This window comes from Bacteroidota bacterium (genome assembly GCA_030017895.1).
Taxonomy (GTDB): Bacteria; Bacteroidota; Ignavibacteria; order UBA10030; family BY39; genus JASEGV01.
Map to the genome: position 1 here is coordinate 1 of JASEGV010000010.1, position 25,302 is coordinate 25,302.

The 25,302-nt window shown below is 38.1% G+C and carries 18 protein-coding genes and 1 pseudogene; all 19 read left to right on the forward strand.

Annotated elements, in window-relative coordinates:
- The first annotated feature begins 161 nt into the window (after positions 1–161).
- The 19 genes and pseudogenes from QME58_03145 (at position 162) to QME58_03235 (ending at position 25,286) form a co-directional block, all read left to right on the forward strand.
- Positions 162–713: a hypothetical protein gene (locus tag QME58_03145; GenBank protein MDI6802828.1), complete on the forward strand. Its 552-nt coding sequence runs from the start codon at positions 162–164 to the stop codon at positions 711–713.
- Entirely contained in the window at positions 713–2,116 is a 1,404-nt protein-coding gene (locus QME58_03150) for an ATP-binding protein (GenBank protein ID MDI6802829.1), read from the forward strand. The genes QME58_03145 and QME58_03150 overlap by 1 nt, the downstream gene beginning before the upstream one ends.
- Before the next feature lie 19 nt (positions 2,117–2,135).
- Positions 2,136–2,417 (forward strand): annotated as a pseudogene (locus QME58_03155) (transposase).
- Between the two features lie 227 nt (positions 2,418–2,644).
- Positions 2,645–4,012: a sigma-54 dependent transcriptional regulator gene (locus tag QME58_03160; GenBank protein ID MDI6802830.1), complete on the forward strand. Its 1,368-nt coding sequence runs from the start codon at positions 2,645–2,647 to the stop codon at positions 4,010–4,012.
- A complete protein-coding gene (locus QME58_03165; GenBank protein ID MDI6802831.1) occupies positions 4,002–5,006 on the forward strand; it encodes a hypothetical protein in 1,005 nt (334 codons plus the stop codon). Before QME58_03160 ends, QME58_03165 begins: the two co-directional genes overlap by 11 nt.
- A complete protein-coding gene (locus QME58_03170) occupies positions 5,003–6,034 on the forward strand; it encodes a hypothetical protein (protein MDI6802832.1) in 1,032 nt (343 codons plus the stop codon). The genes QME58_03165 and QME58_03170 overlap by 4 nt, the downstream gene beginning before the upstream one ends.
- Positions 6,035–6,309: 275 nt before the next feature.
- A complete protein-coding gene (locus tag QME58_03175) occupies positions 6,310–6,480 on the forward strand; it encodes a UvrD-helicase domain-containing protein (GenBank protein MDI6802833.1) in 171 nt (56 codons plus the stop codon).
- A 19-nt stretch (positions 6,481–6,499) separates the two neighbouring features.
- The gene (locus QME58_03180; GenBank protein ID MDI6802834.1) at positions 6,500–7,276 is read left to right on the forward strand and encodes a hypothetical protein; all 777 of its coding nucleotides are present in this window, start codon (positions 6,500–6,502) and stop codon (positions 7,274–7,276) included.
- A gap of 8 nt (positions 7,277–7,284) precedes the next feature.
- Positions 7,285–8,157 carry a site-specific DNA-methyltransferase gene (locus QME58_03185; protein ID MDI6802835.1) on the forward strand — a complete coding sequence of 291 codons (873 nt, stop codon included), beginning with the start codon at positions 7,285–7,287 and terminating at the stop codon, positions 8,155–8,157.
- A 61-nt stretch (positions 8,158–8,218) separates the two neighbouring features.
- Positions 8,219–9,223: an ATP-dependent helicase gene (locus tag QME58_03190; GenBank protein MDI6802836.1), complete on the forward strand. Its 1,005-nt coding sequence runs from the start codon at positions 8,219–8,221 to the stop codon at positions 9,221–9,223.
- Between the two features lie 5 nt (positions 9,224–9,228).
- Entirely contained in the window at positions 9,229–10,032 is an 804-nt protein-coding gene (locus tag QME58_03195; GenBank protein ID MDI6802837.1) for a hypothetical protein, read from the forward strand.
- A complete protein-coding gene (locus QME58_03200) occupies positions 10,029–11,036 on the forward strand; it encodes an ATP-dependent helicase (protein ID MDI6802838.1) in 1,008 nt (335 codons plus the stop codon). The genes QME58_03195 and QME58_03200 overlap by 4 nt, the downstream gene beginning before the upstream one ends.
- 133 nt (positions 11,037–11,169) lie before the next feature.
- Positions 11,170–11,493: an RNA-binding protein gene (locus tag QME58_03205; GenBank protein MDI6802839.1), complete on the forward strand. Its 324-nt coding sequence runs from the start codon at positions 11,170–11,172 to the stop codon at positions 11,491–11,493.
- 145 nt (positions 11,494–11,638) lie between these two features.
- Entirely contained in the window at positions 11,639–12,877 is a 1,239-nt protein-coding gene (locus QME58_03210) for a DEAD/DEAH box helicase (GenBank protein MDI6802840.1), read from the forward strand.
- Positions 12,878–13,172: 295 nt separating this feature from the next.
- Entirely contained in the window at positions 13,173–17,201 is a 4,029-nt protein-coding gene (gene porU / locus QME58_03215; protein ID MDI6802841.1) for a type IX secretion system sortase PorU, read from the forward strand.
- A 76-nt stretch (positions 17,202–17,277) separates the two neighbouring features.
- Positions 17,278–18,375 (forward strand): type IX secretion system outer membrane channel protein PorV, encoded by a 1,098-nt coding sequence (gene porV / locus QME58_03220; protein MDI6802842.1) that lies wholly within the window; start codon positions 17,278–17,280, stop codon positions 18,373–18,375.
- Between the two features lie 15 nt (positions 18,376–18,390).
- Positions 18,391–21,504 carry a T9SS type A sorting domain-containing protein gene (locus QME58_03225; GenBank protein ID MDI6802843.1) on the forward strand — a complete coding sequence of 1,038 codons (3,114 nt, stop codon included), beginning with the start codon at positions 18,391–18,393 and terminating at the stop codon, positions 21,502–21,504.
- Between the two features lie 5 nt (positions 21,505–21,509).
- Positions 21,510–22,160 (forward strand): hypothetical protein, encoded by a 651-nt coding sequence (locus tag QME58_03230; GenBank protein MDI6802844.1) that lies wholly within the window; start codon positions 21,510–21,512, stop codon positions 22,158–22,160.
- A 15-nt stretch (positions 22,161–22,175) separates the two neighbouring features.
- The gene (locus QME58_03235; protein MDI6802845.1) at positions 22,176–25,286 is read left to right on the forward strand and encodes a DPP IV N-terminal domain-containing protein; all 3,111 of its coding nucleotides are present in this window, start codon (positions 22,176–22,178) and stop codon (positions 25,284–25,286) included.
- The last annotated feature ends 16 nt before the right edge of the window (positions 25,287–25,302 follow it).

The window sequence follows — 25,302 nt, forward strand, 5'->3', positions numbered from 1 at the left end:
GCATATTCATATTATTTTCTGTTGATTCATTCATTTTCTTAAATATACAAAAAAAGTATTCAATAAGTCAATTTTTGGAACCGCCCTTAATAAATTTAAAGAATCAATAAAGCCGATCTTATGACTTAGGTTTATGCGTAATGTGCTTAAGGAGAAATAAAATGAAGAATCAAACTATAATGTTCTTACTTATTCTGATCGTTGTTTTGAGCTGCAAAAATATGACGACTGAACCAACGGAAGTAAACTTGTTAATCAACTCAACATTTGAACTAAATGGTGATTCATCTCTATATGGTTGGATAGTTTCATACCCTTCGGTTGTACAATTCTCGAATGATGTGCCGAGTTATGGTTCCGGTCGCTCTATCATTTTTCAAAGCTGGGGGAAATCGCCTCCGTTAAGTAACTCGATCTTCGCAATGATCCCCGCGCCTGCGGGCACTCATATTTACCGACTTTCCATTTTCGGGAAAAAAAGTGGTGTAGTTGGTGGTTGGGTGTATATTGGCCGCAACCTTAGGTCTGCTGCAACCGCCGAACACTATAGTTCAATATCAGTTGTAGACTCTGTGTGGACTTTCTATTCAAAGATTGACACACTGACCACTGATGTTAGGGATACCTTGTTCGTCGTAATAACCGGTGGCTCTTCTTGTACCGAATGGGGGTCAACACATTTTAATACTTGTAAGTTTGAAAAATTAAATTAATGCTAAACAAATCTTATTACAAAACACGAATTATTTTTACGTTCGGCGTCGTTACAATTATTCTTGTAGTTGCAATATCTATTACGAGTTATAATTTTATACGCAACCTTTACCTTGACGAAATATCTTCACACGTAAAAACATCTACTCAAATTATCTCTAATCAGATTGATGAATCGTATTTAGATATTTTAAGTATCGGCCCACCGACCAAACTAACGCAAGCGTATTTCCAAAATATTTTCAAAAATAATACCGTCAACAAAACTCCATCTGAAATATTTATCTTCAATAAAAATTTTATGGTTCTTGTCCACTCGGATTTTTCGTTTGTTGAAAATAGAAGCAATCCAAATCTTATCATTTACAAAAAAGATATTGAAGCACTTACGGTCAAACAGTCTTTTACATCGATTCCTTTTAAGGGAGACGACGGCAACTGGTATTTGTGGGGATTTTACCGCTTCGATAGAAATTATTTTCTTGCCGTGAAAGAAAGCGCTGACAAGCTCCAGAAGGTGGAAGATTTTGCAACGCTCTTTTTATACTTTGGATTAATCGCTACAGTTATTACAATTATCGTTAGCTGGTTAATAGCTAAGTCGATAACAAAGCCGGTTGATAGGCTTATTAAGTTTAGCAACGAAATCGGGAAAGGGAATTTTAACGTCCGTCCTCCGGAAAACATGAAGGGCGAAATAGCATTACTTTCGACCGCAATGGAAAAGATGAAAAACAACCTCTTCGAAAATCAGAAAGAGCGGGAAAATATGCTGGCACAAATAGCACACGAAATTCGCAACCCACTCGGTGGTATTGAATTATTCGCGAATTTAGTCAAAGAGGATTTAAAAAATGAAAATAAGAATACTGAAAATTTAGATAAAATCCTGAAAGAAATAAACGGGCTGAAAACTTTAATCACAGCTTATCTGAATTACAGCAAACCCAAGATCGCAACCCAAGAATTAATCAACCTGCCCGATTTGATGAATGATATCAATAATGTATTCAAACCGGATTTAGATAAAAAGAAAGTCCGAATAAATTATGACTTACAATCAACGAATGTGTGGTTCGACCCGGAACATTTACGCCAAATTTTAATTAACGTTGTTTCAAATAGTCTTCATTCCGTATCGGAGGATGGCTTAATAACAATTACTTCAAACGCGAATCATACAAATTGGTGGATATCGGTTTTTGATAATGGACAAGGAATTTCCGAAGAGAATATCGGTTTAATTTTTGAACCATTCTTTACGACGAAGAAAGATGGTACCGGACTTGGACTTTCTATCTGTAAAAAACTCGCAAAAGAAAATAATGCGACAATTGAAGCTGTAAACAACAAGGGCAGAGGCTGTACATTTACAATATTTGGAGTTGATAATAAAAAATAAGATAGAATAAAAAAATAATAATTGGAAAAACGATCTGTATCAATATATAGGTGGAATAATAAGAAATAATAACCACAAGATGTTAATTATTAATGGAATGCCAGATCACCTTCATATATTGATCGGTTTGAAACCACATCAGGCACTCTCCGATCTTTTACAAGATATAAAAGGGTCTTCTTCAAAGTGGATCAATGAAAAAAGATTTGTCAAAGGAAAATTTAGTTGGCAGTCGGGTTATGGTGCATTTTCTTACTCGCATTCTCAATTAACGAGTGTTATTAGATATATTCAGGATCAAGAAAAATATCTGTTTAGATGGATTGATGAATAACTATACCGTCCCTAAAGGGACTTGTATTAATTTGTTATTTGTGATTTTATAAATCTTTAATCCCTACGGGATTAATAATAAAATATATTTGAATTAAGATAAACATTCAGTGTCCCGATAGGGACAAAATATTTATAGAAATAAATTTAATATCAATGTGAGTCCCTTTGGGGACGATAGAAAATCATAAGATAATGAAGAACGAAGAAATTATAGTTATCGAAGATAATGAAACAATGCGGCTTGGCATCGTAGAAAGCTTACGTCGCGAAGGTTATAAAGTCCAGGCATATGCAAATGGTCCTCAAGCGTTAAAAGATTTTCAATTCAAACCAATATCGCTTGCTATCATAGATTTGAAGATGGAACCGATGAACGGCATTCAAATACTCGAAAAAATTAAAGAACAGAACCCCGCCACCGAGGTGTTGATGATTTCAGCTTATGGAACTGTTGAAGATGCAGTGAAAGCGATACAATTGGGCGCCGCCGATTTTCTTACCAAGCCATTCTCGCCCGATGAATTGCGGATGCGTGTTAAGAAAATTGTAGAGAAAATACAAAGCGAAAGAAGAATTCAAGAGTTGATCGAGCAAAATCGTTTGCTTAGTGACGAGGCATTTTCGAGTTATGCAGAGATGATTGGGAATTCGTTACAGATTAAAAAAGTTTTTACACTTGTTGAACAGGTTGCCAACACAGAAAGCACTGTTTTGATACAAGGTGAAAGCGGAACCGGAAAAGAATTAATCGCAAGGGCAATACATCGAAAAAGCAAGCGTGCTGAGAATGCTTTTATAAAAGTAAACTGTGGGGCGTTGAACGAAAATCTTCTCGAGAGCGAATTGTTTGGACACGAGAAAGGAGCATTCACCGGCGCGATACGACTGAAAAAAGGAAGATTCGAATTAGCTAACAAAGGAACCTTGTTCTTAGATGAAGTGGGCGATATTTCCCAAGCGATGCAAGTGAAGTTGTTACGGGTTTTACAAGAAGGCGAATTTGAACGAGTGGGGGGCGAATCGACTTTAAAAACCGATGTTAGAATTATCGCTGCAACAAACCGCGACTTACAAAAATTGATACGCGAAGAAAAGTTTAGAGAAGACTTATATTATAGGTTGAGTATTATTCCAATTAACATTCCGCCGCTTCGAGAAAGGAGAGAAGATATTCCGCTTCTTGTAGATTATTTTTTAAAAAAACAGGCAGGAATAAATTGTCAAAAGGAAAAACAGATTGAGATTGATGGTTTGAAATTGTTAGTCGATTATCTTTGGCCCGGCAATATTCGTGAGTTGGAAAATTTAATAGAAAGATTGACCGTTATTACGATCGGTGATAAAATTGAATCCAATTTAATTTCGAGCCACCTGAACCAAGGTTTGAACGTAAATACCAGCTATAATAATCTACCACTTGAAAGAGCTGTGGAGTCTCTTGAAAAGAATTTAATCGTGCAGGCGTTGAAAAAAGCTAACGGAGTAAAAAACAAAGCAGCTAAATATTTAGGAATACCTACGAGTGTTCTTTATTATAAGATGGAAAAATATGATTTATAAAAAAATAAAATATCTAAAAGCTGTAACAAGATTCGGTGGTCTTTTATTATTTATATCCATTATTGCTCTACAGAATATTGATGCCCAAAACCTCAACGATGTTGAAAAAGGATTTGAATCGTTAAAAAGTAATTTAGTAAAAGAAAATTTTATTTTGGATTCCCTAAATCAAAGCTTAGAAGAAAGGGCAGAATTAATAAATGAAGAAAAAGGTAAGTCGAAACCGGATCAGGATAAAATTTATAAATTAATGGCTGGGTCGGTTACAATCTCTAACTCGATCGAATTGCAGCAGAAAATTATATCTCAGTTAGAAAAGACTCTTGAAGAAACAAGCCAAAAGTTAGATTATAATTATACAGTACTTATCGACTCTCTCAAAGCATTAAAACAAACAACTCTGAAGATGTCCGACGTAAGAGATATTGATAGACAAATACTATCTAATATTGAAAAGCGACTCCTGATTACACCAAGAATTAACCAACTCTCGTTTATTCCGGAAAAAATACTTGCGATCAACCTAACCAAAACTAAGGATACTGTTCAAAGGAATATTTACGCTGAATATCTAACAAGCGCACTAAACGAAGTCAACACCCTGCTAAGCCAAGTGAACGAAACGAGCAGCGAAATAACACAAATAATAGCACTACACACAAAGGCAAATAAATTTTTAGATGAGGTAGAATTCGAGAACCGGATTAAACCTGTCGGAACATCTTCAACAATGTCTGCTTCGACCGAAGCAAGCATTAGGTTTTCCGACGAGAAAGGTTCAGAGTTTAGCTCACAGTTGCAGTCTTATGTTTCTTTAAACGACCAGTTAAATTTTCGTCAGTCGCCTTATATTCACACAACAGGTGAAAAGTCTTTAAAATTCAGTAACGACCGGGTAAGTTTAAAAGACTATCTGGAATTACTAAAAGAACTAAAAAAGGGGTTGAGTGATTACCGTTCAATTCTTTCTGAAAAACTAAACGCTCGCCGATGAAATATTTTTATCCCACTCTCTGTTACTCTTTCTTTTTAATTCTAATCTATTCTAATGCCTCATTTTGTCAGGTTACTTGGAAAACGAGTTTAGAGACTGGGTATTATAATTCTTCCGGCGACGGATTAACCGGGCAAGAAGATATTCAAATAAAATTAGAAGGTCAGCTTAGATATGATTACGAACGGAAAAAGCAAAACGCCTCCGCTTATTTAAGAGTGAGACCAGAAATGTTTGGGCTTAAAGACCAATTGAGGTCGATGCGTTTAAAAGCTTTTGGCTCGTATAGTTATGACTTTGACAATTTTGTGGGCGGAATAAATATTACGTCTCAAAGGCATCTTTTCTCAGGAAAATATTTAGAAATAAACTATGAATCATTTTTATTGTTAGGCGATGCTTCGTTCGAATTATTTAATAATACGCCGGCAAATGCAAGCATCGGTTATGCATATCATAGTTTGAGCGCCGAAGAACAAAGTCTCGATTTAATTTTCTTTGATACAAAACTAAATCAGGCCATCAATTCTTACTTAACAATTGGTTATGGTGGCTACGGCGAAAAATTTCTTGTAGGCAGTCTTACTCGAACCAATTATATTTTACAAAAAAACAAGAATTCGGGTTGGAGATTAGGTCCCAAAGTTAATCTGAGTTATATGAGAGATTTCATTTTTAATTTTGAATACCGGTTTTTACTGCACGGTTCCCAGTTGACAGCATTTCCTTCATTCGAACACTGGCTGCGTGTTGTAACAGGAAAAATCTTTGGTGAGCGATGGTCGGTATTTTTACTCACCGACTATTATCTAAGAAAATTCAAAACAAAAGATATTACTTTGACCGAAAACATCTTGCAGTACACTCCAATGAATTTGGAAAATAGAGTTTACGTTAAACTTGGTTATGAAATAAACCAGTCGACGGAAATATTTTTCAAATCCGGTTACTTCAACGAGAGCCTTTATAAGAATAACTTGTCGATTAAAGGATGGAATGGGATGATTGGTGTGGAAGTTGGAGGGTAAAACAGAAATGGGAAGTAGGTGAATGTAAGTCGATTTGTTAAATCGACAAACCGTGGTTTAAAATATTGAATAATGAATCCGTCAACTGACGGACGAATGATGAACTCTGAATTATGAAGTGGAAGCCCTAATATCTATAAATAATTTTTGCCATTCCCGCCTCACTTCATTATATTTTAGGTGTAAAAAAATACACGCTTAAAAAATCTGTATTTGGCAATAACCTGCAGCTTGTTAGTAAGAATTTCAGAATCGATTATCAACGCGAACTTAACATTTCGCAGTATGAAGCCGTTACTTCTGTTAACGGTCCGCACCTTGTTATTGCCGGCGCTGGAACAGGCAAAACACGCATTATTGTATATCGTGTAACATATCTTGTAAATATAGATTTATTTTGTTATTCTATAAGTGAAGTGAATTTTAATTTAATCCAGCAACCTTAAATTTAAATACGAAAATAATATGGGCACAAAGCAGGACGTTCTAACAGAAATTTTCAAAGTGTGTAAACAAAGAAACGATTATGTTTTTGATAATGATTTAGTGAAAAAATATTGCAAAAAACATCACTTTGGTAATCCTTTTGATGTTACAAAACTTGATGATACTTCAAAATTTCCTGATATGTTAATTGATGAGGATTATTTTATAATTCATCTTGGGGGAGGTAAGCATAAATTTATAAAAGGCATAAAGAGTGGTTTTCACAAATTTGAAAATATAGAAGACAATTTTATTTTTGATTGGAAATATAGAAAAAGCCTACTGAATGAATTCGATTCAAGTGAATCGAATATTCTATCGATTGGAAGCAATCAAAGAATAATCCATGACTTTTTATACGATGATATTGTCGCGGGTCCAAAAGTTTATAATGCGAGACGAACCAAAATCAGTTTTAAATATAATTTTGGTAAAGAAGAAATCATCGCAACCAATTTACAAATGGAAATTGACTTAACTTTGGAATTAAATGGTATCATTACGATTTGTGAGGGCAAAAATGGTTTTCCTGAAAACTTTGCGATTTATCAACTATTTCACCCTTTTAAATATTTTAATGAGTTTAGAAAGCAAGAAAAACTTGATGTAAAATTAATTACTTGTTGTTATGTTTTAAGAAAAAAGGAAGATGGTAAATCTTATATTAGGTTATACAATTATACATTCGAAGATGAAACCAATATGAAATCGCTAAAATTATTAAAAAATGCTCAGTATAATCTAATCAAGAGATAGATATTTTTATGAATAACAATTCTAATATAAAACCGTTTTTAGATAATGTATACTTAAAGGACATTGTTAGCTTATTGAAGGAATTGCCTGATAAAAGTATTGACATGGTTCATGGCGATCCAGACTACAATGTAGGTATTAAATATGGGGATAAATCCTATACCAAAGGTTTTGATGAATATATAGAATGGTACATTTCGTTGGCAAAGGAATCGCTGAGGGTTTTAAAAGACGACGGCAATATGTTCTTAATAAATTATCCAAAACAAAATGCATATTTGAGAGTCAAATATCTAGATAAGGCTTGTTATGAGGTTCTAGATTATGCGTGGACTTACAACACAAATGTCGGGCATAGCCCCAAGAGATTTACTACCGCCCATCGAAGTATTTTGCATTGTAGAAAAACAAAAAACAATAAATTCTTTAAAGATAACGTTGCTGTTCCGTATCTCAATCCGACAGATAAACGCATATTAGGTAATATTGCCAATGGTTCGAAGGGAAGGATGCCTTATGACTGGTTTTACTTTGATTTGGTTAAAAATGTAAGCAAAGAAAAAACTTTTCATGCTTGCCAAATTCCACAAAAATTATCTGAGATGCTTATAAAGTCATGTACGATGCCAAATGATGCTGTATTAATTTTATTTGGTGGTAGCGGTTCTGAAATTGAAATATGTAAATTTTTAAATCGAAAATTTATCTCAGCAGAAATTGATAAGAAATATTATAATATGATTATCGATCGTTTGAACAAAGGCCGAATTGAAGAAAAATACCGCCTTCAGATAAGGAATAATGAGACGAAAGAAACAAAAGGACAACTTATACTTTTAGAAAAATCAATTTATAATGTAAAAAGGAAAATAAAGCATTGATTTTTTTTCTCTTTATTTTGATCATTTTGCCATTCCCGTCTCACTTCCTTATATTCAAAGTGTGAAAAAGTACACGCTTAAACAATCTGTCTTCGGCGATAACCTGCGGCTTGTTACAAAAAATTTCAGAATCGATTATCAACGCGAACTTAACATTTCGCAGTATGAAGCCGTTACTTCTGTTAATGGTCCGCATCTGGTAATTGCCGGGGCAGGCACGGGGAAAACTCGCACTATTGTATATCGGGTTGCATATCTTGTCGAGTTAGGAGTGAAGCCCCAAAACATTTTACTGCTCACGTTTACACGGAAGGCATCGCAAGAGATGCTTCGCCGCGCTGCGATGCTCTTAGATTCTCGCTGCGAAAGTGTTGCCGGCGGAACTTTCCACTCGTTTGCAAACAGTATCTTGCGAAAGTATGCACAACTCATCGACTATGAATCGTCCTTCACAATTCTTGACCAAGGTGACGCCGAAGATACCATAAATTTAATCCGTACGCGATTGCGACTCGATACACGCGAAATTCGCTTCCCGAGAAAAGAAACTTTATACGATATTCACAGCAAGTCTGTAAACACACTAACTCCGATACACGCTATTTTAGCGAAAGAGTATCCGCACTATTTGGAGATCGTAGAAGAAATACAAAGCTTAAGTTCAAAATACGAGGTTTATAAACAGCAGCACAACCTGATGGACTACGACGACTTACTCGTCAACCTTATTAAGCTTTTCAAAAAACGAGAAGATATTAGAAATTTAATTTCCACAAAATACAAATACATTATGGTGGATGAATATCAGGATACAAACCGGATTCAAGCTGAGATAATTCGACTTCTCGCAATGAAGCCGGATGGAACTTACAGCAACGAAAACATATTGGTAGTGGGCGACGATGCACAGTCGATTTATGCGTTTCGCGGTGCAACAATCAGGAACATACTCGAATTTCCCGAAACATTTCTGAAGTGTAAAATCATAACGCTCGAAGAAAATTACCGCAGCACACAGGCAATTTTAGATGTAGCGAATGAAATTTTAAACAGAGCGAAGGAGTGAAAACTTTGTTGAGCATAGAGCTACGAGCTTGGAGTGCGCAGAAGTTATTCTCTTGCGCAATCCTGGTGCTTTTGACACTTGCGGGTTGCAAACCTGTAAAAGAGGTTGTCGAAGACAGAGTTGAACTACCCCCGCCCCTAAAAACTCTCGAACCGGCAATTACAATTAACATCGCAAGTATCGACCTGTCGGATTATCCTACAAAAACAGCCAAAAAATCGGTGCAAAATTTAGCGACTGCATTAAAGGCGGCAGAGGTGCAAATCGTTACATTGCAATCAGTTACACGCTATCCTGAATTGAAAAACAGAGTCGATTTTATTTTTGAACTGCAAAAGGCAACTGAAATGTTTTTCAAATTTGGCGAAATACAAAACTATTCAGGCAGACAAACCGGTAATGCAATATTCAGCATTTATCCGTTCCGAGCTTCTGAAAATTCCGAGTTTAATAATTTTAAATCACTTAGCACTTCTTTAAATGCAACTATCGATGTAGGGGTTGCAAACTTGCTCGTATCGTCTCTAGCAATACCCGAAAAACTTTCGAGCAACGAGCAAAAATATTTTGTATCAGAATTAAATAAAATTCATAGTAACTTTAACTTGCCGCCTTTCATAATTACCGGAAACATAAACAGCATAAACCTCAAATTATTAAACGATGCTGATTACAATATAGACGGATTCGTAGCTCACCGGCAAACTGAAACACTCACACTGTTAGAAACGCATTCTATAGAAACCGAGTTTGGTAAAATAATGATTTGCAAATTCGGATTATTTAATAAAACAGTTACAACGAAATGAATCGGCATAAATACAAAAAAGTTTTATACTCGAAGAAACCAAGCGGATCGATGCCTCAACTTGTAATTGCCGATAACGAAAACGTTCAATCGAAGTTTGTTGTGCAAAAAATTCTTGAACTGCGAGAGGAAGGAATCCCCCTCGAAGAAATTGCGGTCTTATTTCGTTCGTCGTATCTCTCTTTCGATTTAGAAATCGAGCTAACCAAAGCGAACATTCCGTTTGTGAAATTCGGCGGTTTTAAATTTATCGAAACAGCACACATAAAAGATATGATAGCTTATCTTCGTGTTACAGAAAATCCAAAAGATGTAGTTGCCTGGAATCGTATTCTTCTTCTTATAGATGGAATTGGTCCGCGTAATGCTGAAAAAATTATTGATGGAATCTTGCATCATCAAAGCGACAAATTTTGGGTTGAGTATCATCAATATTCGGATAAGGTTCGCGAGCTGTTCGATTTATTAAAAACAATCGCTACTGATCTAAATACTCCCTCTGAAAAAGTCGACCGAATACAAGCTTATTACAATGGGATATTCAAAAAAGTGTACGACGACTGGCGGCGGCGTGAAAAAGATTTGGAAATGTTTTACGCTATTGCCGAGCGCTACAAAAACGTACCATCACTATTAACCGATTTAGCTCTTGAGCCACCCAACGAGAGTATATCTGACGTTGTTTCTCCGGGTAAAGAAAACGAACTGCTTACACTTTCAACTATCCATAGCGCTAAAGGATTGGAGTGGAAAGCGGTTTTCATTATTTACGCCCTCGACGGACGTTTTCCGAATTCGCGTGCAGTAGATGACCCCGAAGAGTTAGAAGAGGAACGGCGGCTGATGTATGTTGCTTGCACACGTGCGAAGGAACATTTGTTTATTGCCTATCCTATTAATATCTATGACCGTGATACCGGAACGGTTTTATCCAAGCCATCCCGCTTCTTAGAAGAATTGGGCGAAAATTTGCTGGATCAATGGGTAATTACTTCAGAAGAATAAGTGGCTTGTTATTATCATTTATTATTGTTAGATTAATACTGGTTTTTGATTGAGAGTGAGCTTCCATGATTATCGGTTAATGCTTTCGCAAGATTAAAAATAAACAATTAAATTAATTTACAAGGAGATACAAATGAATATTTACGTAGGCAATCTATCAAACGATGCCACAGACGATGATTTGCGCAAAGCCTTCGAAGCTTTTGGGCAGGTTTCAACAGCCTCTATAATTAAGGACAAGTTCAGCGGTGAATCAAGAGGATTCGCATTTGTTGAGATGCCAGAGAAGACTCAAGCACAAGCCGCAATTGAAGGCTTAAACGGCTCGACGCTAAAAAACAGGGCACTAAAAGTAAACGAAGCCCGTCCACGCGACGACAACCGCAAAGGTGGCGGTGGTGGTGGTAGAGACAGAAGAAGTGGTGGCGGTGGCGGTGGCGGTCGCCGATTCCGATAATCAAACGACACATTATACGATCATTCCGGGCATCAATCCTGCTTTTAGTTAGATGCGCGACTTATCTCTCTGCTTAATCATTCGTTTTGTTGATTTTGCAGAGAAAATTTTTCTGTACATTTTTCCTAATTAAGAAAGGACAATTATGAAATCGGAATCTTTTGCACTTAGCAAACCGATGGTGGCGCTTCTCGAAAAAAATGGGATCACCATTGCAACTCCAATTCAAAAAGAAATAATTCCAGCAATCATCAGCGGGCGCGATGTTATTGCGCAATCGGAGACAGGCTCTGGAAAAACTCTAAGTTTTGCTATTCCGCTAATTGAACAGTTAAATCGACGCGATGGACTTCGCGCCTTGATACTTGTTCCAACGCGTGAACTTTGCATGCAAATTGCAGGTGAGTTCATTAAGTTTTCAGCGGGCAACCATCTTGGCGTCATTCCTGTTTACGGAGGCGTGGCAATCAATAAACAAATCTCTAAAATTAAGACTGCTAACATCATAGTTGCGACACCGGGTAGATTGATAGATTTATTAGATCGCCGGGCACTAAAGCTTGACACCATTAAATATCTTGTATTCGATGAAGCTGACCGGATGCTCGACATGGGCTTCATACCCGATATAGAATATATTGTAAGGCAGATACCTGGCGAACGACAAACGATGTTGTTTAGTGCTACGATATCAAAAGAGATCGAGAAACTGAGCGCAGCCTATCTTCACAATCCCAAATACGTCCGGCTCGAATCTGTAGTTCAACCTTCGTTTCTTCGTCAAACATACTACCGCACCACAGCCGATAAAAAATTGGATTTACTCGTTACATTGTTGAAAAACGATCCCCATATAGCTTTAGTATTTTGCAACAGGAAACACATTACAACAAAGATTGCAAAAAAACTTTCAGCGGCGGGCATACAAGCACGATGTTTGCACGGCGATTTGACGCAGCCAAAACGCGACCGCGTAACTAATGAATTCCGACAAAAGAAATTTACAGTTTTAGTTGCAACCGACGTTGCTTCCCGCGGTCTGCACATCGAGGATATTTCACACGTTTATAATTTTGATATACCAAGGGATGTCGATTCATATACACACAGGATCGGGCGAACTGCCCGTGCAGGAAAAAAGGGAGAAGCTATATCTCTCGTTGCAACCGAAGAGGACAAAAAATTCTTCAAGCAAATCCTGTTTAATTATCACGGTACCATCACGCTGAAAGAACCAAGCGATATATCTAAAACAAAACGACCAAAGTTACACGAACCATCACCCGAAAAGTTACCCGAAAAATCGCACGAAGTCGCACCTAAGAAGAAAAAAAGAGAAGGCAGCGAATGGAAGAAAAAATGGGAACATCTTCTCGGAAGCTAAATCGCATTAATTGAAATTGTCAAAATTCGTATCAAATCGAGCATTATTAAAGAAAAAATTAGGAATAAAACTTTTTACTTGACTATTCTTAAATCTTTTTCTATATTCATTTAGAAATTTTGTGAAATAAAAAGGACTTAATATATCGTAATATTGTTAAAGGTTTAAAATTATAGTGTTCGTATAGACGACATATTCTATATATTTTTAAAAACAATAACCTTTAACAGAGTAACGATATGTTTAATCGTATCAAGCCGAATGTTGAAGGTATAACATTTGGTTTTTTAGTTTTATGAAAAGAAAATATAAAATAAAATTTCTAATAGGAATTGCACTCGCTGCATTTCATGTGTTTGCTTTTTCGATTTCTGCGGCAGAAAGTAATATCCGTATCGTCCAGTCCGATGCAAGAGGACTTACATTTGAATTTACACCCAATTTTCATCCAATATCAATTGTAGCAGGGGACTCGGAAACTTTCACAAGTATTACTTTCGACGGCGAAGGGACACTCTCAAGTGCAACTCCCGGCGAACCGTTGCTTAAATTCAGAAATATCCCGCTACGCCTTCCCGGACTTTCCAATCATTCTGTTGAAATATTGGAAACAGATTACGAAACTATACCGGACATCCTTCTGGCGCCCGTGCGTAATGTTTACAAAGATGAACAGGGGAATTATTTTTCAAAACTTATAAAAAATTTAACAGCTTATTCTGCAATAGATTTTTTACCTTCCGAGATCGTGAAGCTAACTGATATCGGCACAACACGCGGTGCGGCTTTAGGGAACATCCACATCTACCCGCTTCAATATAATCCAGCTGCAAAACAATTACGAAAATACACACGCCTAAAAATAAAAGTAACTTTTGGCTCATCGGAGTTGGCTGGAATTTCTCAGCCCGAAGATGAGTTGCTGAACGGCGTTGGTATCAATTACGAAACAGGCAAGCATTGGTACCTCACTCCACCATTCGCCAAGAAGCAAGCACAAACTAACAGCGTATTAGCTAACGGCACATGGTTTCGGTTTCCAATTAATGAGGATGGAATCTACAAACTGACAGGCACGCAGCTTAAATCAATCGGAGTTCCAGCAAATACAAACCCAAACACAATCAAAATTTTTAACAACGGCGGCAGCGAGCCGGCATTCGATCCGCTGGCATTTGTACAAGATGATCTGCTTGAGAATGCTCTCTTCGTTAATGATGTAGGCACACAAAATAATTTAGATGCTGATGATTACATCTTATTCTACGGAAAAGGAACAACCGGCTGGAAATATAATGCACCAACGAAAACTTTCTCACACTATATCAATCGCTTTGCGGTCGAAAATGTTTACTGGCTCACATTCGATGGAGCTGCGAGCAAAAAAATGTTAGAAACGGAATCGCTTAATGCAATTAATTTTTACCAACCCGTTTCTATACTCGGAAAAACTTTTCGTGAAGATGAAAAGACCAACATTTTAAACTCAGGTATGGAGTGGTTAGGGCAGCAGTTTAGCGTTAATGATTCGATAACTTATGTGGTTCCGCTGTCCGGATTAGACACACAAAGTCCGGTTTCGTATAAAATTCGTTTGGCAGCTCGAACTCACAATAGCTGGTCGTACTTCACTGCATCCGACCGGCAGCAAAATTTAGGCACCGTATCAATTGAAGGTACATACATCGGTAGCTACGGTTCTCCACAAGCAAAGTTTGCTACTCTAAACCGAACCCTGATGCCCAACATCGGCGATCCACGAAGCGAATTGAAGCTTAAATTTACAAGCGATAACCCTGCCGGTAGCGGGTATTTAGATTGGTTCGAGATCTTTTATCGACAAAATTTAAATTCACAAAACGATATATTTAATTTCCACACATACGATACAACTGCCGTGGTTAAATATGCGATCGGTGGTTTCAGCTCGAAAGATATAAAAGTTTTTGATGTATCGGATTTTGCAAATGTAAAAATTATCGCATCACCTTCGATAACACTAAATACTGTTTCGTTTCAAATCCAAGCACAGTTAGGAACTCCGAAAGAACTATTTGCAATCGGACAAAACGGTTATAAAACTCCCGGTAATTTCGTCAGGATGAACAATCAAAACATTCACGGCACTGTAACATCGGGTGATTCAATCCCATTTATAATAATTACACACAAAGATTTTAAGAATGCCGCGAACAGATTGAAGAACCACAGAGAAAAACTTGGCACTGACCGGCTTCAAACATTAGTGGTAGATGTAGAAGAATTGTACAACGAATTCGGCGGCGGACTTTCATCACCGATAGCGATCAGAAATTTCTTGAAGTATGCATACAATTCTATTCCTGCAAATTCATTGAAATATGTTCTTTTATTTGGCGATGGTGATTTCGACTATAAACGAATTACTACGACCGGTACAAATTGGATTCCCCCTTGGGAAACACCGGAATCTTATACGGATATTAATTCGTTTGCAACCGAAGATCGCTTTGCCATTTTTGATAACAGGCAGCGGATAGCTTTTGCAATCGGCAGATTAGCTGTCCGTTCAGCCTCAGAGGCAAATGTTGTAGTAGATAAAATTCTTGAATACGAAAACAACCCGGCATTAGATCCATGGAAGATGAGAATTACTTACGTTGCTGATGATGGACCTGCGGGACCGAGTGAAGATGATAGAACAATGCACACAACTCACGCAGAAGCTGTAGCGGCAACGACACCAAACTCGATTGAGAAACGGAAAATTTATATCGTCGAATATCCTACGGTTATTACATCTATCGGCCGAAGAAAACCAGTCGCTAATCAGGCAATTGTTTCTCAAATGAACGCAGGATCGCTGATTGTAAACTTCTCGGGACACGGTAATCCCCGTTTGTGGACTCACGAACAAGTATTTGTAAGAGAGACCGATTTTCCGCTTCTAAATAATAAAGGAAGATATTTTTATTTAGTTGCGGCGACTTGTAATTTTTCGGAATTCGATGGAGTTGGCGACCAAAGCGGCGGCGAGATTTTGGTGAATAAACCAAATTCAGGGGCGATTGGAGTTCTCGCAGCAACACGAGCTGTATATGCTTATCCGAACAGAGAATTAAATATCAAATTGTTTGAACAAACTTTTAAACTCGATTCATACGGCAATATAATCCCATCGCGGCTCGGCGACGGAATTTTCAGAGCAAAACAAATTCTTCCACGCGACGATAATCATGAAAAGTTTTTCTTGTTGGGCGACCCTTCAGTTCGGCTCGCTTTACCAAAAGCTCAAGGCAGCATCGATTCTATCAACAGCCAATTTGCAAATCAACGAATTGATTTAAACGCTCTGCAAAAAATTACTTTAAAAGGAACAATTCGGGAACCCGGTACTAATCTTCTCTCAAACTTTTCAGGCAAAGCACAAGTTGTGGTTTACGATGCTAATAAAAAAATAAATATTCCTGAATGGACAAATTTTAGTTACACAGCTTCGGGGTCAGTTATCTTCCGTGGCGAAAGTTCCATAAACAACGGTAAATTTAAAACCGAGTTTATTATTCCGAAAGATATCTCGTACGATACTCTCAACGGAAGAATAACACTTTATTTTTCGAATAATGAAACCGACGGTATGGGTTATACTGAAAACTTCAGAATAATCGGAACCGACACAACGGCGGTTACCGATAATGAAGGACCTAAAGTAGATATATTTTTTGATTCAAAATCGTTTAGACCAGGCGACATCGTTACCGAATCGCCGCTGTTGATTGTTGACTTGCAGGACGAGTCGGGAATTAACGCTTCGGGTTCGGGAATCGGACATCGAATTGAAGCATGGTTAAACGATCAATCCGAAAGCACCGATTTAACACCGTTTTACAAAAGCAACCTCGATACTTATCAGGAAGGTGTAGTTGAGTATAAATTCGAAAAACTTGCCGCCGGTTCGCACAAAATAAAAATTCGAGCTTGGGATATTTTTAACAACGCATCTTCGGGTGAAACTATTTTCGATGTTCTGGTCGGTCAAGGTTTAACAATTACCGATTTGTTTAACTACCCAAATCCATTTTCGGAGAGTACTGTATTCACATTTCACCAAAACCAAATTGTCCCGGTTGAAGTTGAGATCAAAATTTACTCGATAGCCGGCCGTCTGCTCGAATCTATTAAACGCTCCGGCAGCACTGATAATTTTATACGGATAGATTGGAATGGAAGAGATCGCGACGGCGACAAGTTAGCGAACGGAATTTATTTATATAAAGTAATTGTAAAAACACAGGACGGACGTTTTACAAGTGAGTCGATTGGGAAACTTAGCGTTCTTAGATAAAAAGAAAAATTGCTATTCACAAATAAAGATTTTAAATTTAATTACTAATATGTGTTACATTATTAAAGGAAACATCATGAAATCACAAACAATTAAGTATTTATTGGCAGTTGTTGTAGTTGTATTTGGATTGCTGCCAAACACGTCGTATTCACAAGGCGAATCTGCCGTGCCGTTTTTACTAATCGCTCCGAACTCGCGGGCTAGCGGCTTAGGCGAATCAGGAACAGGTATGGCTGACGATGCCTCGGCAATATTTTGGAACCCCGCTGGGCTTGCCTTTCAAACTGGTCAGGAACTGAGTATTACACACGCCAATTGGCTCCCTCAATTTGCAATGTCTGATTTATTTTATGAGTACTTGGGTTATAAAGGTTATTATGAGGAACTTGGTGGAACAATCGGTGCTAATATTATTTATTTAAACTTAGGTGAGTTTATTAAAACACTCTCAAGCGGACCTGAAGAAGTGGGACGATTTAAAGCTTATGAATTTGCCGTAACTGCCGGATACGCAACTAAAATTATGGAAAACTTAGGTGTTGGTGTAAATTTAAGGTTTATCAGAAGCGCCTTGTCGCCCTTCGGTACGGAAGAAGAAAAAGGAGCAGGTATCGCTAACACAGTAAGTTTCGACATTGCTACAATGTACAAACAGCCGATGATGGATGGTGAATTTTTATCAGAATTAAACATCGGTTTAAATCTCGCAAACTTAGGTCCTAAAGTTGTTTATATAGATGAAGCTCAAGCCGACCCGCTTCCTACAAACATACGTCTGGGTTTAGGGCTCAACGTTTATAAATCCGAATTCAACAATATGGTGGCAAACATTGACTTGCAACGAATATTGGTTCGTCGTCATAAGGATGGAACCTCGGATGAATCGTACAAAGCACTATTTTCGGCTTGGAGCGATGGAAGCAAACTTCGGAAAGTTACAATCGGCGCCGGCATAGAATATTGGTACGGTGCGCCAAAACTCGTTGCAATACGGTTTGGATATTTTTATGAAGACCCAAGCTTTGGAAACAGAAAATTCTTAACCTTCGGAGCAGGGATCAGATACGATATCTACGGCTTCGATTTCAGTTACTTATCGGCAATGGAAGAAAATCATCCACTGTCTGAAACTTTACGCTTCACTTTAATGATTAATTGGGGCGAAATTTAATAATACTTTTTTCTTATGAAGATAAAACTACTTGCGGCTTTTCTGCTAGCCGGAATTTTTACCGCATATTCTCTATCTCAAATTAATCTTCAATTGGATCATCCCGTAACTCCCGAACGGGATGATTCTTTTTTAGAAAGATCAAACTTTAAACAGACAGCGAGTGCCGAGACAATTCGCGTCCTCGCTGTGATGGTAGATTTTGTTGAAGACACTGATGCTCGTACTTCGGGCAATGGTAAATTCGATCTCTCGGCGCCTGATTCTATAATCGACTCGCCGCCCCGGAATAAAAATTATTTCGAAAGCCACTTACAATTTTTAGAAAACTACTGGCTAAAAGTTACCAACGGAAAATTGATTGTTAAAACTACTATTCTCGATAGTGTTTATCACCTTTCACAAAAAATGCAATATTACAGTCCGCCTAAAAACAGCACTACTTTCTCCGAGATTGGAAGCTTAGTTCACGAAGCTTGGCGATTAATAGATTCAACTACTCCGAACATTGCGTTCGAAAACTTTGATGCGTTCTGCATTTTCCACGCGGGTGTCGGAAGAGATGTTGACTTAACAAGTGTTTATGGATACGACCCAACACCGTATGATATTCCCTCAATTTATTTCGGTTTAAAAAACTTGCAGCAGATTTTTGGCAGCAGTTATCAGGGCGTTCTTGTAAAAGGCGGGCAATTTCATATTAAAAACAGTCTTGTCCTTCCTGAAACAGAAAACCGCCTACTGCCCTCGATTGGGGGAACATCCCTCTTACAACTTAGCATTAACGGATTGCTAGCCGGAACATTTGGCAGTTATTTAGGTTTGCCCGATTTATTTAATACAAAAACCGGTCGAACTGGTATCGGACGTTTCGGTTTAATGGACGGACAGTCCATGTTTAGTTGGAGCGGATTGTTTCCGCCCGAACCTTCGGCTTGGGAAAAATATTTTCTCGATAAAAAATTTAAATTAGGCTCCACTCACATTGTAGATGTTCAGCCCGGAGAAAATATATGTGATTTACCGGCGGTGGGACTTTCTACGATTGATACAATTTACCGTTTACCGATAAATGCTCGTGAGTATTTTTTAATGGAGAATCGAAATCGCGATGCTAATCGGAACGGTTCTACAATTACTTTTAATTTTAACGGGCAACAAATACAAAAATATTACCAACGCGATACAACTCGTTATAGTGCTTTCAACCAACGCGATGTGTTTGGAGTTGTAACTGATATTGATGAGTTCGATTGGAGTTTGCCCGGCGGCGTTACGAAGGATGGGAAATTTTTCGACGGCGGGATTTTGATTTGGCACATTGATGAAAATGTGATAGACGCTAACTACGCCTCGAATACCATAAATGCTGATCCGAAAAGGCGCGGCGTTGATTTAGAAGAAGCTGATGGCTCACAAGATTTAGGGCAGTCGTACGGTATGCTCAATCCCGGTTCAGGAAGTGAAGACGGAACGAGTCTTGATTTTTGGTTCAGCGGTAACTCGGCGCCGGTATATAAAAACAAATTCTCACAAAATACTCACCCGAATTCGATGAGCTACGATTTTGCAAACAGTTATATTGCTATAAAAGATTTTACAGAACGTTCGCCGCGGATGAGTGCAAAAGTAATTCTAGGCGACGATGTTGTAAAACCGCTGCCCGGTTATCCGAAGTTTATCGGAGAGAAAGCGAAAAACCTGTCACCTCAAATTATTGATAATAGAATATTTATATCAAACGGCGATTCTATATTCGTGTTTTTACCCGATGGAAGAAGTGGAACTACAGATTCAAATGGGTTATTTTCTAGTAATGGCGGTAATTATCCTTTAACTTCCGATGGGAATTCGAATTTTATTGGCGTTAAGGATAGTACTTTATTCTCTTTTAAACCCTATGATTCAAATAGCGACAGTATTTTTGAATCAATAGAGGTTCGGAATACAATACAATTTCCATCCAAAATAACTACATCTCCTATTTTTATACGAACACTCGATTCCGCTTATATTTTTATTGGATGTGAGAACGGTTTCATCTACGACACATCAAAAAATGGTTTCAAAGTTAGCAACAATAAGGTTACATCACTATCCGGCTTTTACGCACCCTCTGTTGTTGTTGACTGGAAAAAGGGAAATACTTTTGACCCAACTTTAATTATTGCTGGAACATCGCGTGATTCTGTCAAAATAACTCAATTTGAAAAAATGTCGGCTTTACCATATATATCAAATACTTGGGAAATTGCTACATTAGGAAGATCAGAAACTCAATCTCGATTTTATGCAGTTGTTGATATCGGTGGAAACACACTAATTTTATTCGATACTGATTTAAATCCTTACAAACAGATAAATAATCTAGACGGGAAAATTTCAGGTACCGCCATCAGTGATTTAAATAATGACGGAAGCCGCGATGTCGTTGTATCGGCAGGAAGAAAAATCTATGCCTTCAATCATAATGGTTTTATGCTGGATCATTTCCCAATAACTGTAAGCGATACAGTTACAAGTCCACCAATCATTGCCGATGTTGACGGCGATGGAACGTTGGATGTTTTAGTTTCTACAAAGAACAATTTAATTCACGCATATTCAGCAAAAGGAAAATCAATTTTTGGTTTTCCGATCTCAATCAGTAATGGGGCAACCGCAGTTATGAGTATCGCAGAGGCAACTCAAACACAGCCCGGTATATTAGCCGCTATGTCGAGCGATGGCTATCTTTATGCCTGGGAACTGCCAAGTGTAAAATCGGTTACTTGGGGAAATTATCGCGGTAATGTTCAGCACACAGCTTCCGAGAATTCTTCATTAACTGGTAATCCAATATCCGAATTTTTCCCAACCTCCCGCGCTTACAATTGGCCCAATCCTGTGTATGATGGTAAAACTAACATACGTTTTTATGTCCGCGAAAATTCTGTCGCAACAATAAAAATATTCGATATGGCCGGCGACCTTGTTGATGAACTCCGCACAAACGCTACTGGCGGAATTGATAACGAAGTAGAATGGAACGCCTCCAAAGTTCAAAGCGGTGTTTACTATGCAAACATCAAGGTTGACGGTTCGGGTAACAGCGGCTCAACAATTATCAAAATTGCTGTCGTGAAGTGATATGTATGAAATACATTTTAGTGCCATTTTTTTTATTTACTGCAATTTCCTGCCGTGAAATTATTCCTTTCGACGATAGCGACTCAATTACGGGATATCAAATTAATGGCTTGGTTACTAACTCGAGCGGAACGCCACTTGCGGATGTAAGTGTATTTCTTTCGTATGAATATATAAAAATTTCTAATACATCGATTGATACGATTGTTGTGGTCGTTGTAAAAGATAGCAGTCTGGTTTCGATTGATGCCCTCTCTGAAAAAAAAACAGTTATCCGAAATTTATTTTATGGATGGCGGCGCACCGGACCGATATCGAGGTATACCTGGAGCGGTGAAATATCGAACAATGTATCCGTTCCTGCCGGATATTATTTCATTCGATATTCTATTGATACAGAAATAAAGAAGGAAGTTCCCATAACTGTTGAACGCACAAAAACTGCTTCAACCGATTCTGTAGGAAAATTCATCATCACAAATATAAATCTTCCTGTGAATAAAATAATCGACCGTTACGACACATCAGATAGATATTTAGGAACATACGCAGTAACCGAGTGGGTGTTTTTAGAATTATATCACGGAAGCATTTATAGACGCGGCAGGGTAGAATTAAAGAAAGATGTTATTACACGCTTATCAATCACAATGTAATTGAAAATAACTTAGATGAACAAGCACATAAAAATATTTTTTATTTTCCTTTTAGCAATTTCAAAACTTTTTGCACAGGACGAGCCGCATCATCCCGAACTTGAGTGGCGAACAATTGAGACGGATCATTTTTTCGTTCACTATCACGAAGGGGCTGAGCGGACCGCCCAACTCACTGCCAAAATTGCTGAAGAAATTTACGGACCCGTTACTTCGCTCTACAATCACGAACCCGATCAAAAAGTATCGTGGATAATCAAAGACCACGACGACTACGCAAACGGTGCTGCTTATTTTTACAACAATATGGTTGAAATTTGGGCAACTTCGATGGATTACGATTTGCGTGGAACTCATAACTGGCTGCGAAATGTAATAACACACGAGTTTACACACATCATCCAAATTCAAACTTCGATGAAATTTGGCAGGCGAATTCCGGCTTTTTATTTGCAATGGCTTGGCTACGAAGCCGAGCGGCGTCCCGATGTGCTTTACGGCTATCCGAATGTAATTGCATCGTACCCGATTTCTGGATTTGTTATCCCCGCATGGTTTGCCGAAGGTGTAGCACAGTTCAACAGAGGCGAGCTGAATTATGATTTCTGGGATTCGCACCGCGATATGATTCTGCGGATGTATGCCCTCGATGGAAATATGTTAACCTGGAACGAAATGGCGGTTTTCGGAAAAACAAGTTTGGGTAACGAGTCGTCGTATAACGCCGGTTTTGCTTTTACGAATTACATCGCTAACAAATATGGCAGCGATAAACTTGTAGCCATTTCCCGCAATCTTTCTTCCCTCACCGAGTACAGCATCGATGGTGCAATCAAGCGAGCCATTGGAATTGACGGAAAAGATTTATACAACCAATGGCAATCCGATTTGAAGCGCGATTACTCACGACGTGTTGAACACATCAAGCAAAATCTTATTGATGGTGAGATGATTGCAAAAGTTGGCTTTGCAAATTTTTATCCCGCATTTTCACCCGATGGGAAAAAAATAGCTTATGTATCTAATAAAGAAGCCGACTACTTTGCCCTTTCGTCGTTGTATCTTTACGACATTGAAACAAAGAAAGAAGAGAAACTGAAGGGCGGAGTTCGGGCTAACTTGAGCTGGTCTTCCGACGGAAAGAAAATTTTTTATGCAAAGAACACGAGCGACAATAAACACTGGTCGAGTGTTTACGACATTTATGTTTACGATATTGAAAACGAAGAGGAAACACGTATTACATCTGGAAAACGGGCAAATGCACCGGCTATCTCACCCGATGGTAAAACAATCGCTTTTGTTTTGAATAGAGATGGAACTACAAATCTGTTTGTAGCTGATTATGACGAATCACTTCACACGCTCGGAGAATTCAAGCAATTAACGCACTTCACGAACGGTGAGCAGGTTTACAATCCCAAATGGTCGCCCGATGGTTTACAAATCGTTTTCGATTATTCAATAAATGACGGGCGTGATATTGCTATTATTTCTTCAAATGGGGGCGACATCATATATTTGATAAATGGTAATGAAGATGCGCGCAGTGCTGTATTTTCACAAGATGGAAAAAAACTCATTTACACATCCGACGAGAGCGGAATCTCCAATATTTACCATTACGATTTGTTAGCCGGCACGAAAGAGCAATTAACAAACGTGCTCGGTGGCGCTTTTATGCCAACCGTTAATCAAAACAACGATATAGCATTTGCATCTTATACATCAACCGGATATAAAATATCCTTCCTTCAAAATACTAAACCACTTCCATCGGGTAATATTTTTTACGTGAAGGAGTCGGAAGTATTTCGGGAATATTCTTCTCCCATCGCTTCAACAGAACCCAATCTGCAGTTTGATTGGAAAAAATTAAACACTTATGACGACACGCAGTACACTGAACATCCTACAAGGTCGTATAAAAACATATTTAATAGTATGATGATAGTCCCTTTTTTGCGGGTTGATAATTACAATCCAAAAAATAAAGGGATCGACATAGTTAAGCCGGGACTTTACGCCTTCTCGAGTGATGTTTTGAACAAGGTTAGCCTTTTTGCCGGTGCGGCTATAAACCGAAAACTTGAGCGGGATTTGTTTTTCATATTTGACTACCGCGGAAAGTTACCCGGATTGTTTCAACTCGGAATTGAACCGGCTGCAAGCATCGAAGTTTACAACATTACCCGCAAAGCATCAGCTAAAATTAATCTTCCTTTGGATACTTTTGGCGTCGGAGTTAATTATAATTTACTCCAAGCCGACCTCGCGCTAAAGCAAAAAATATTTGCAGAAAATATCGACTGGGAATTGCGATTCGCACACAGCCGCTACAGCGCCGGTATCGATAATTTTATTTTGCATATCAACGAAACACCGGTCATCATCTCTGGTTCAAACGAACTTTATTTAGTCGGAAACGATTTGAGTTCTACAATTACAATCGAAGGTATTAAGCCCTCCACAACACGCAAAATAAATCCAGTTGGTAGAAAAATCCGTTTTCGTTATGACTATGAATTTAACAAGTTCAATTCGACCGGTGAGTATGAGGTGAAAGACGGAATGCTCCTTCCAAAATATGATTGGTTCAAGTTTCACAAAGTAGAACTTAACTGGCGTGAACATTTCAAGCTGCCTCTCTGGAAACATACACTGTCGGCAAACGTTCGAGGTGGTTCAGTTTTAGGCCCCCCTGTCGATAACTTTTTCGATTTCTACATAGGCGGTTTGAGCGGTATGAAGGGCTATCCGTTTTATTCGTTAGGAGGGAATGAATATTTACACACGAACTTTACTTACCGTTTCCCGATTTTAAAAAAAATTGATTTACGAATTCTCCATTTTTACTTTGATAAACTTTATGGCTCGTTCTACGGTGATATTGGGAATGCCTGGACAGGTGGAGGTATTAGAGGAATGAAGTTCAAACGAGATGTTGGATTTGAGCTAAGGATGGAATCGTTCTCGTGGTATTCCTTCCCTACACGATTGTTCTTTAACGCTTCATACGGACTTGATAAATTCGACAGGAAAGTGCGCGACGGTAAAGCAACGGTAACTTACGGAAAAGAGTTGCGGATGTATCTTGGTGTTTTGTTCGGTTTTGATCTTGATTAAAATAATAATAAAAACA

Bases quoted from the DNA above. Each gene is read 5' to 3' on its own strand.
- QME58_03145 (MDI6802828.1), top strand. From the start codon at position 162: ATGAAGAATCAAACTATAATGTTCTTACTTATTCTGATCGTTGTTTTG.
- QME58_03150 (MDI6802829.1), top strand. From the start codon at position 713: ATGCTAAACAAATCTTATTACAAAACACGAATTATTTTTACGTTCGGC.
- QME58_03160 (MDI6802830.1), top strand. From the start codon at position 2,645: ATGAAGAACGAAGAAATTATAGTTATCGAAGATAATGAAACAATGCGG.
- QME58_03165 (MDI6802831.1), top strand. From the start codon at position 4,002: ATGATTTATAAAAAAATAAAATATCTAAAAGCTGTAACAAGATTCGGT.
- QME58_03170 (MDI6802832.1), top strand. From the start codon at position 5,003: ATGAAATATTTTTATCCCACTCTCTGTTACTCTTTCTTTTTAATTCTA.
- QME58_03180 (MDI6802834.1), top strand. From the start codon at position 6,500: ATGGGCACAAAGCAGGACGTTCTAACAGAAATTTTCAAAGTGTGTAAA.
- QME58_03185 (MDI6802835.1), top strand. From the start codon at position 7,285: ATGAATAACAATTCTAATATAAAACCGTTTTTAGATAATGTATACTTA.
- QME58_03200 (MDI6802838.1), top strand. From the start codon at position 10,029: ATGAATCGGCATAAATACAAAAAAGTTTTATACTCGAAGAAACCAAGC.
- QME58_03205 (MDI6802839.1), top strand. From the start codon at position 11,170: ATGAATATTTACGTAGGCAATCTATCAAACGATGCCACAGACGATGAT.
- QME58_03210 (MDI6802840.1), top strand. From the start codon at position 11,639: ATGAAATCGGAATCTTTTGCACTTAGCAAACCGATGGTGGCGCTTCTC.
- porU (MDI6802841.1), top strand. From the start codon at position 13,173: ATGAAAAGAAAATATAAAATAAAATTTCTAATAGGAATTGCACTCGCT.
- porV (MDI6802842.1), top strand. From the start codon at position 17,278: ATGAAATCACAAACAATTAAGTATTTATTGGCAGTTGTTGTAGTTGTA.
- QME58_03225 (MDI6802843.1), top strand. From the start codon at position 18,391: ATGAAGATAAAACTACTTGCGGCTTTTCTGCTAGCCGGAATTTTTACC.
- QME58_03230 (MDI6802844.1), top strand. From the start codon at position 21,510: ATGAAATACATTTTAGTGCCATTTTTTTTATTTACTGCAATTTCCTGC.
- QME58_03235 (MDI6802845.1), top strand. From the start codon at position 22,176: ATGAACAAGCACATAAAAATATTTTTTATTTTCCTTTTAGCAATTTCA.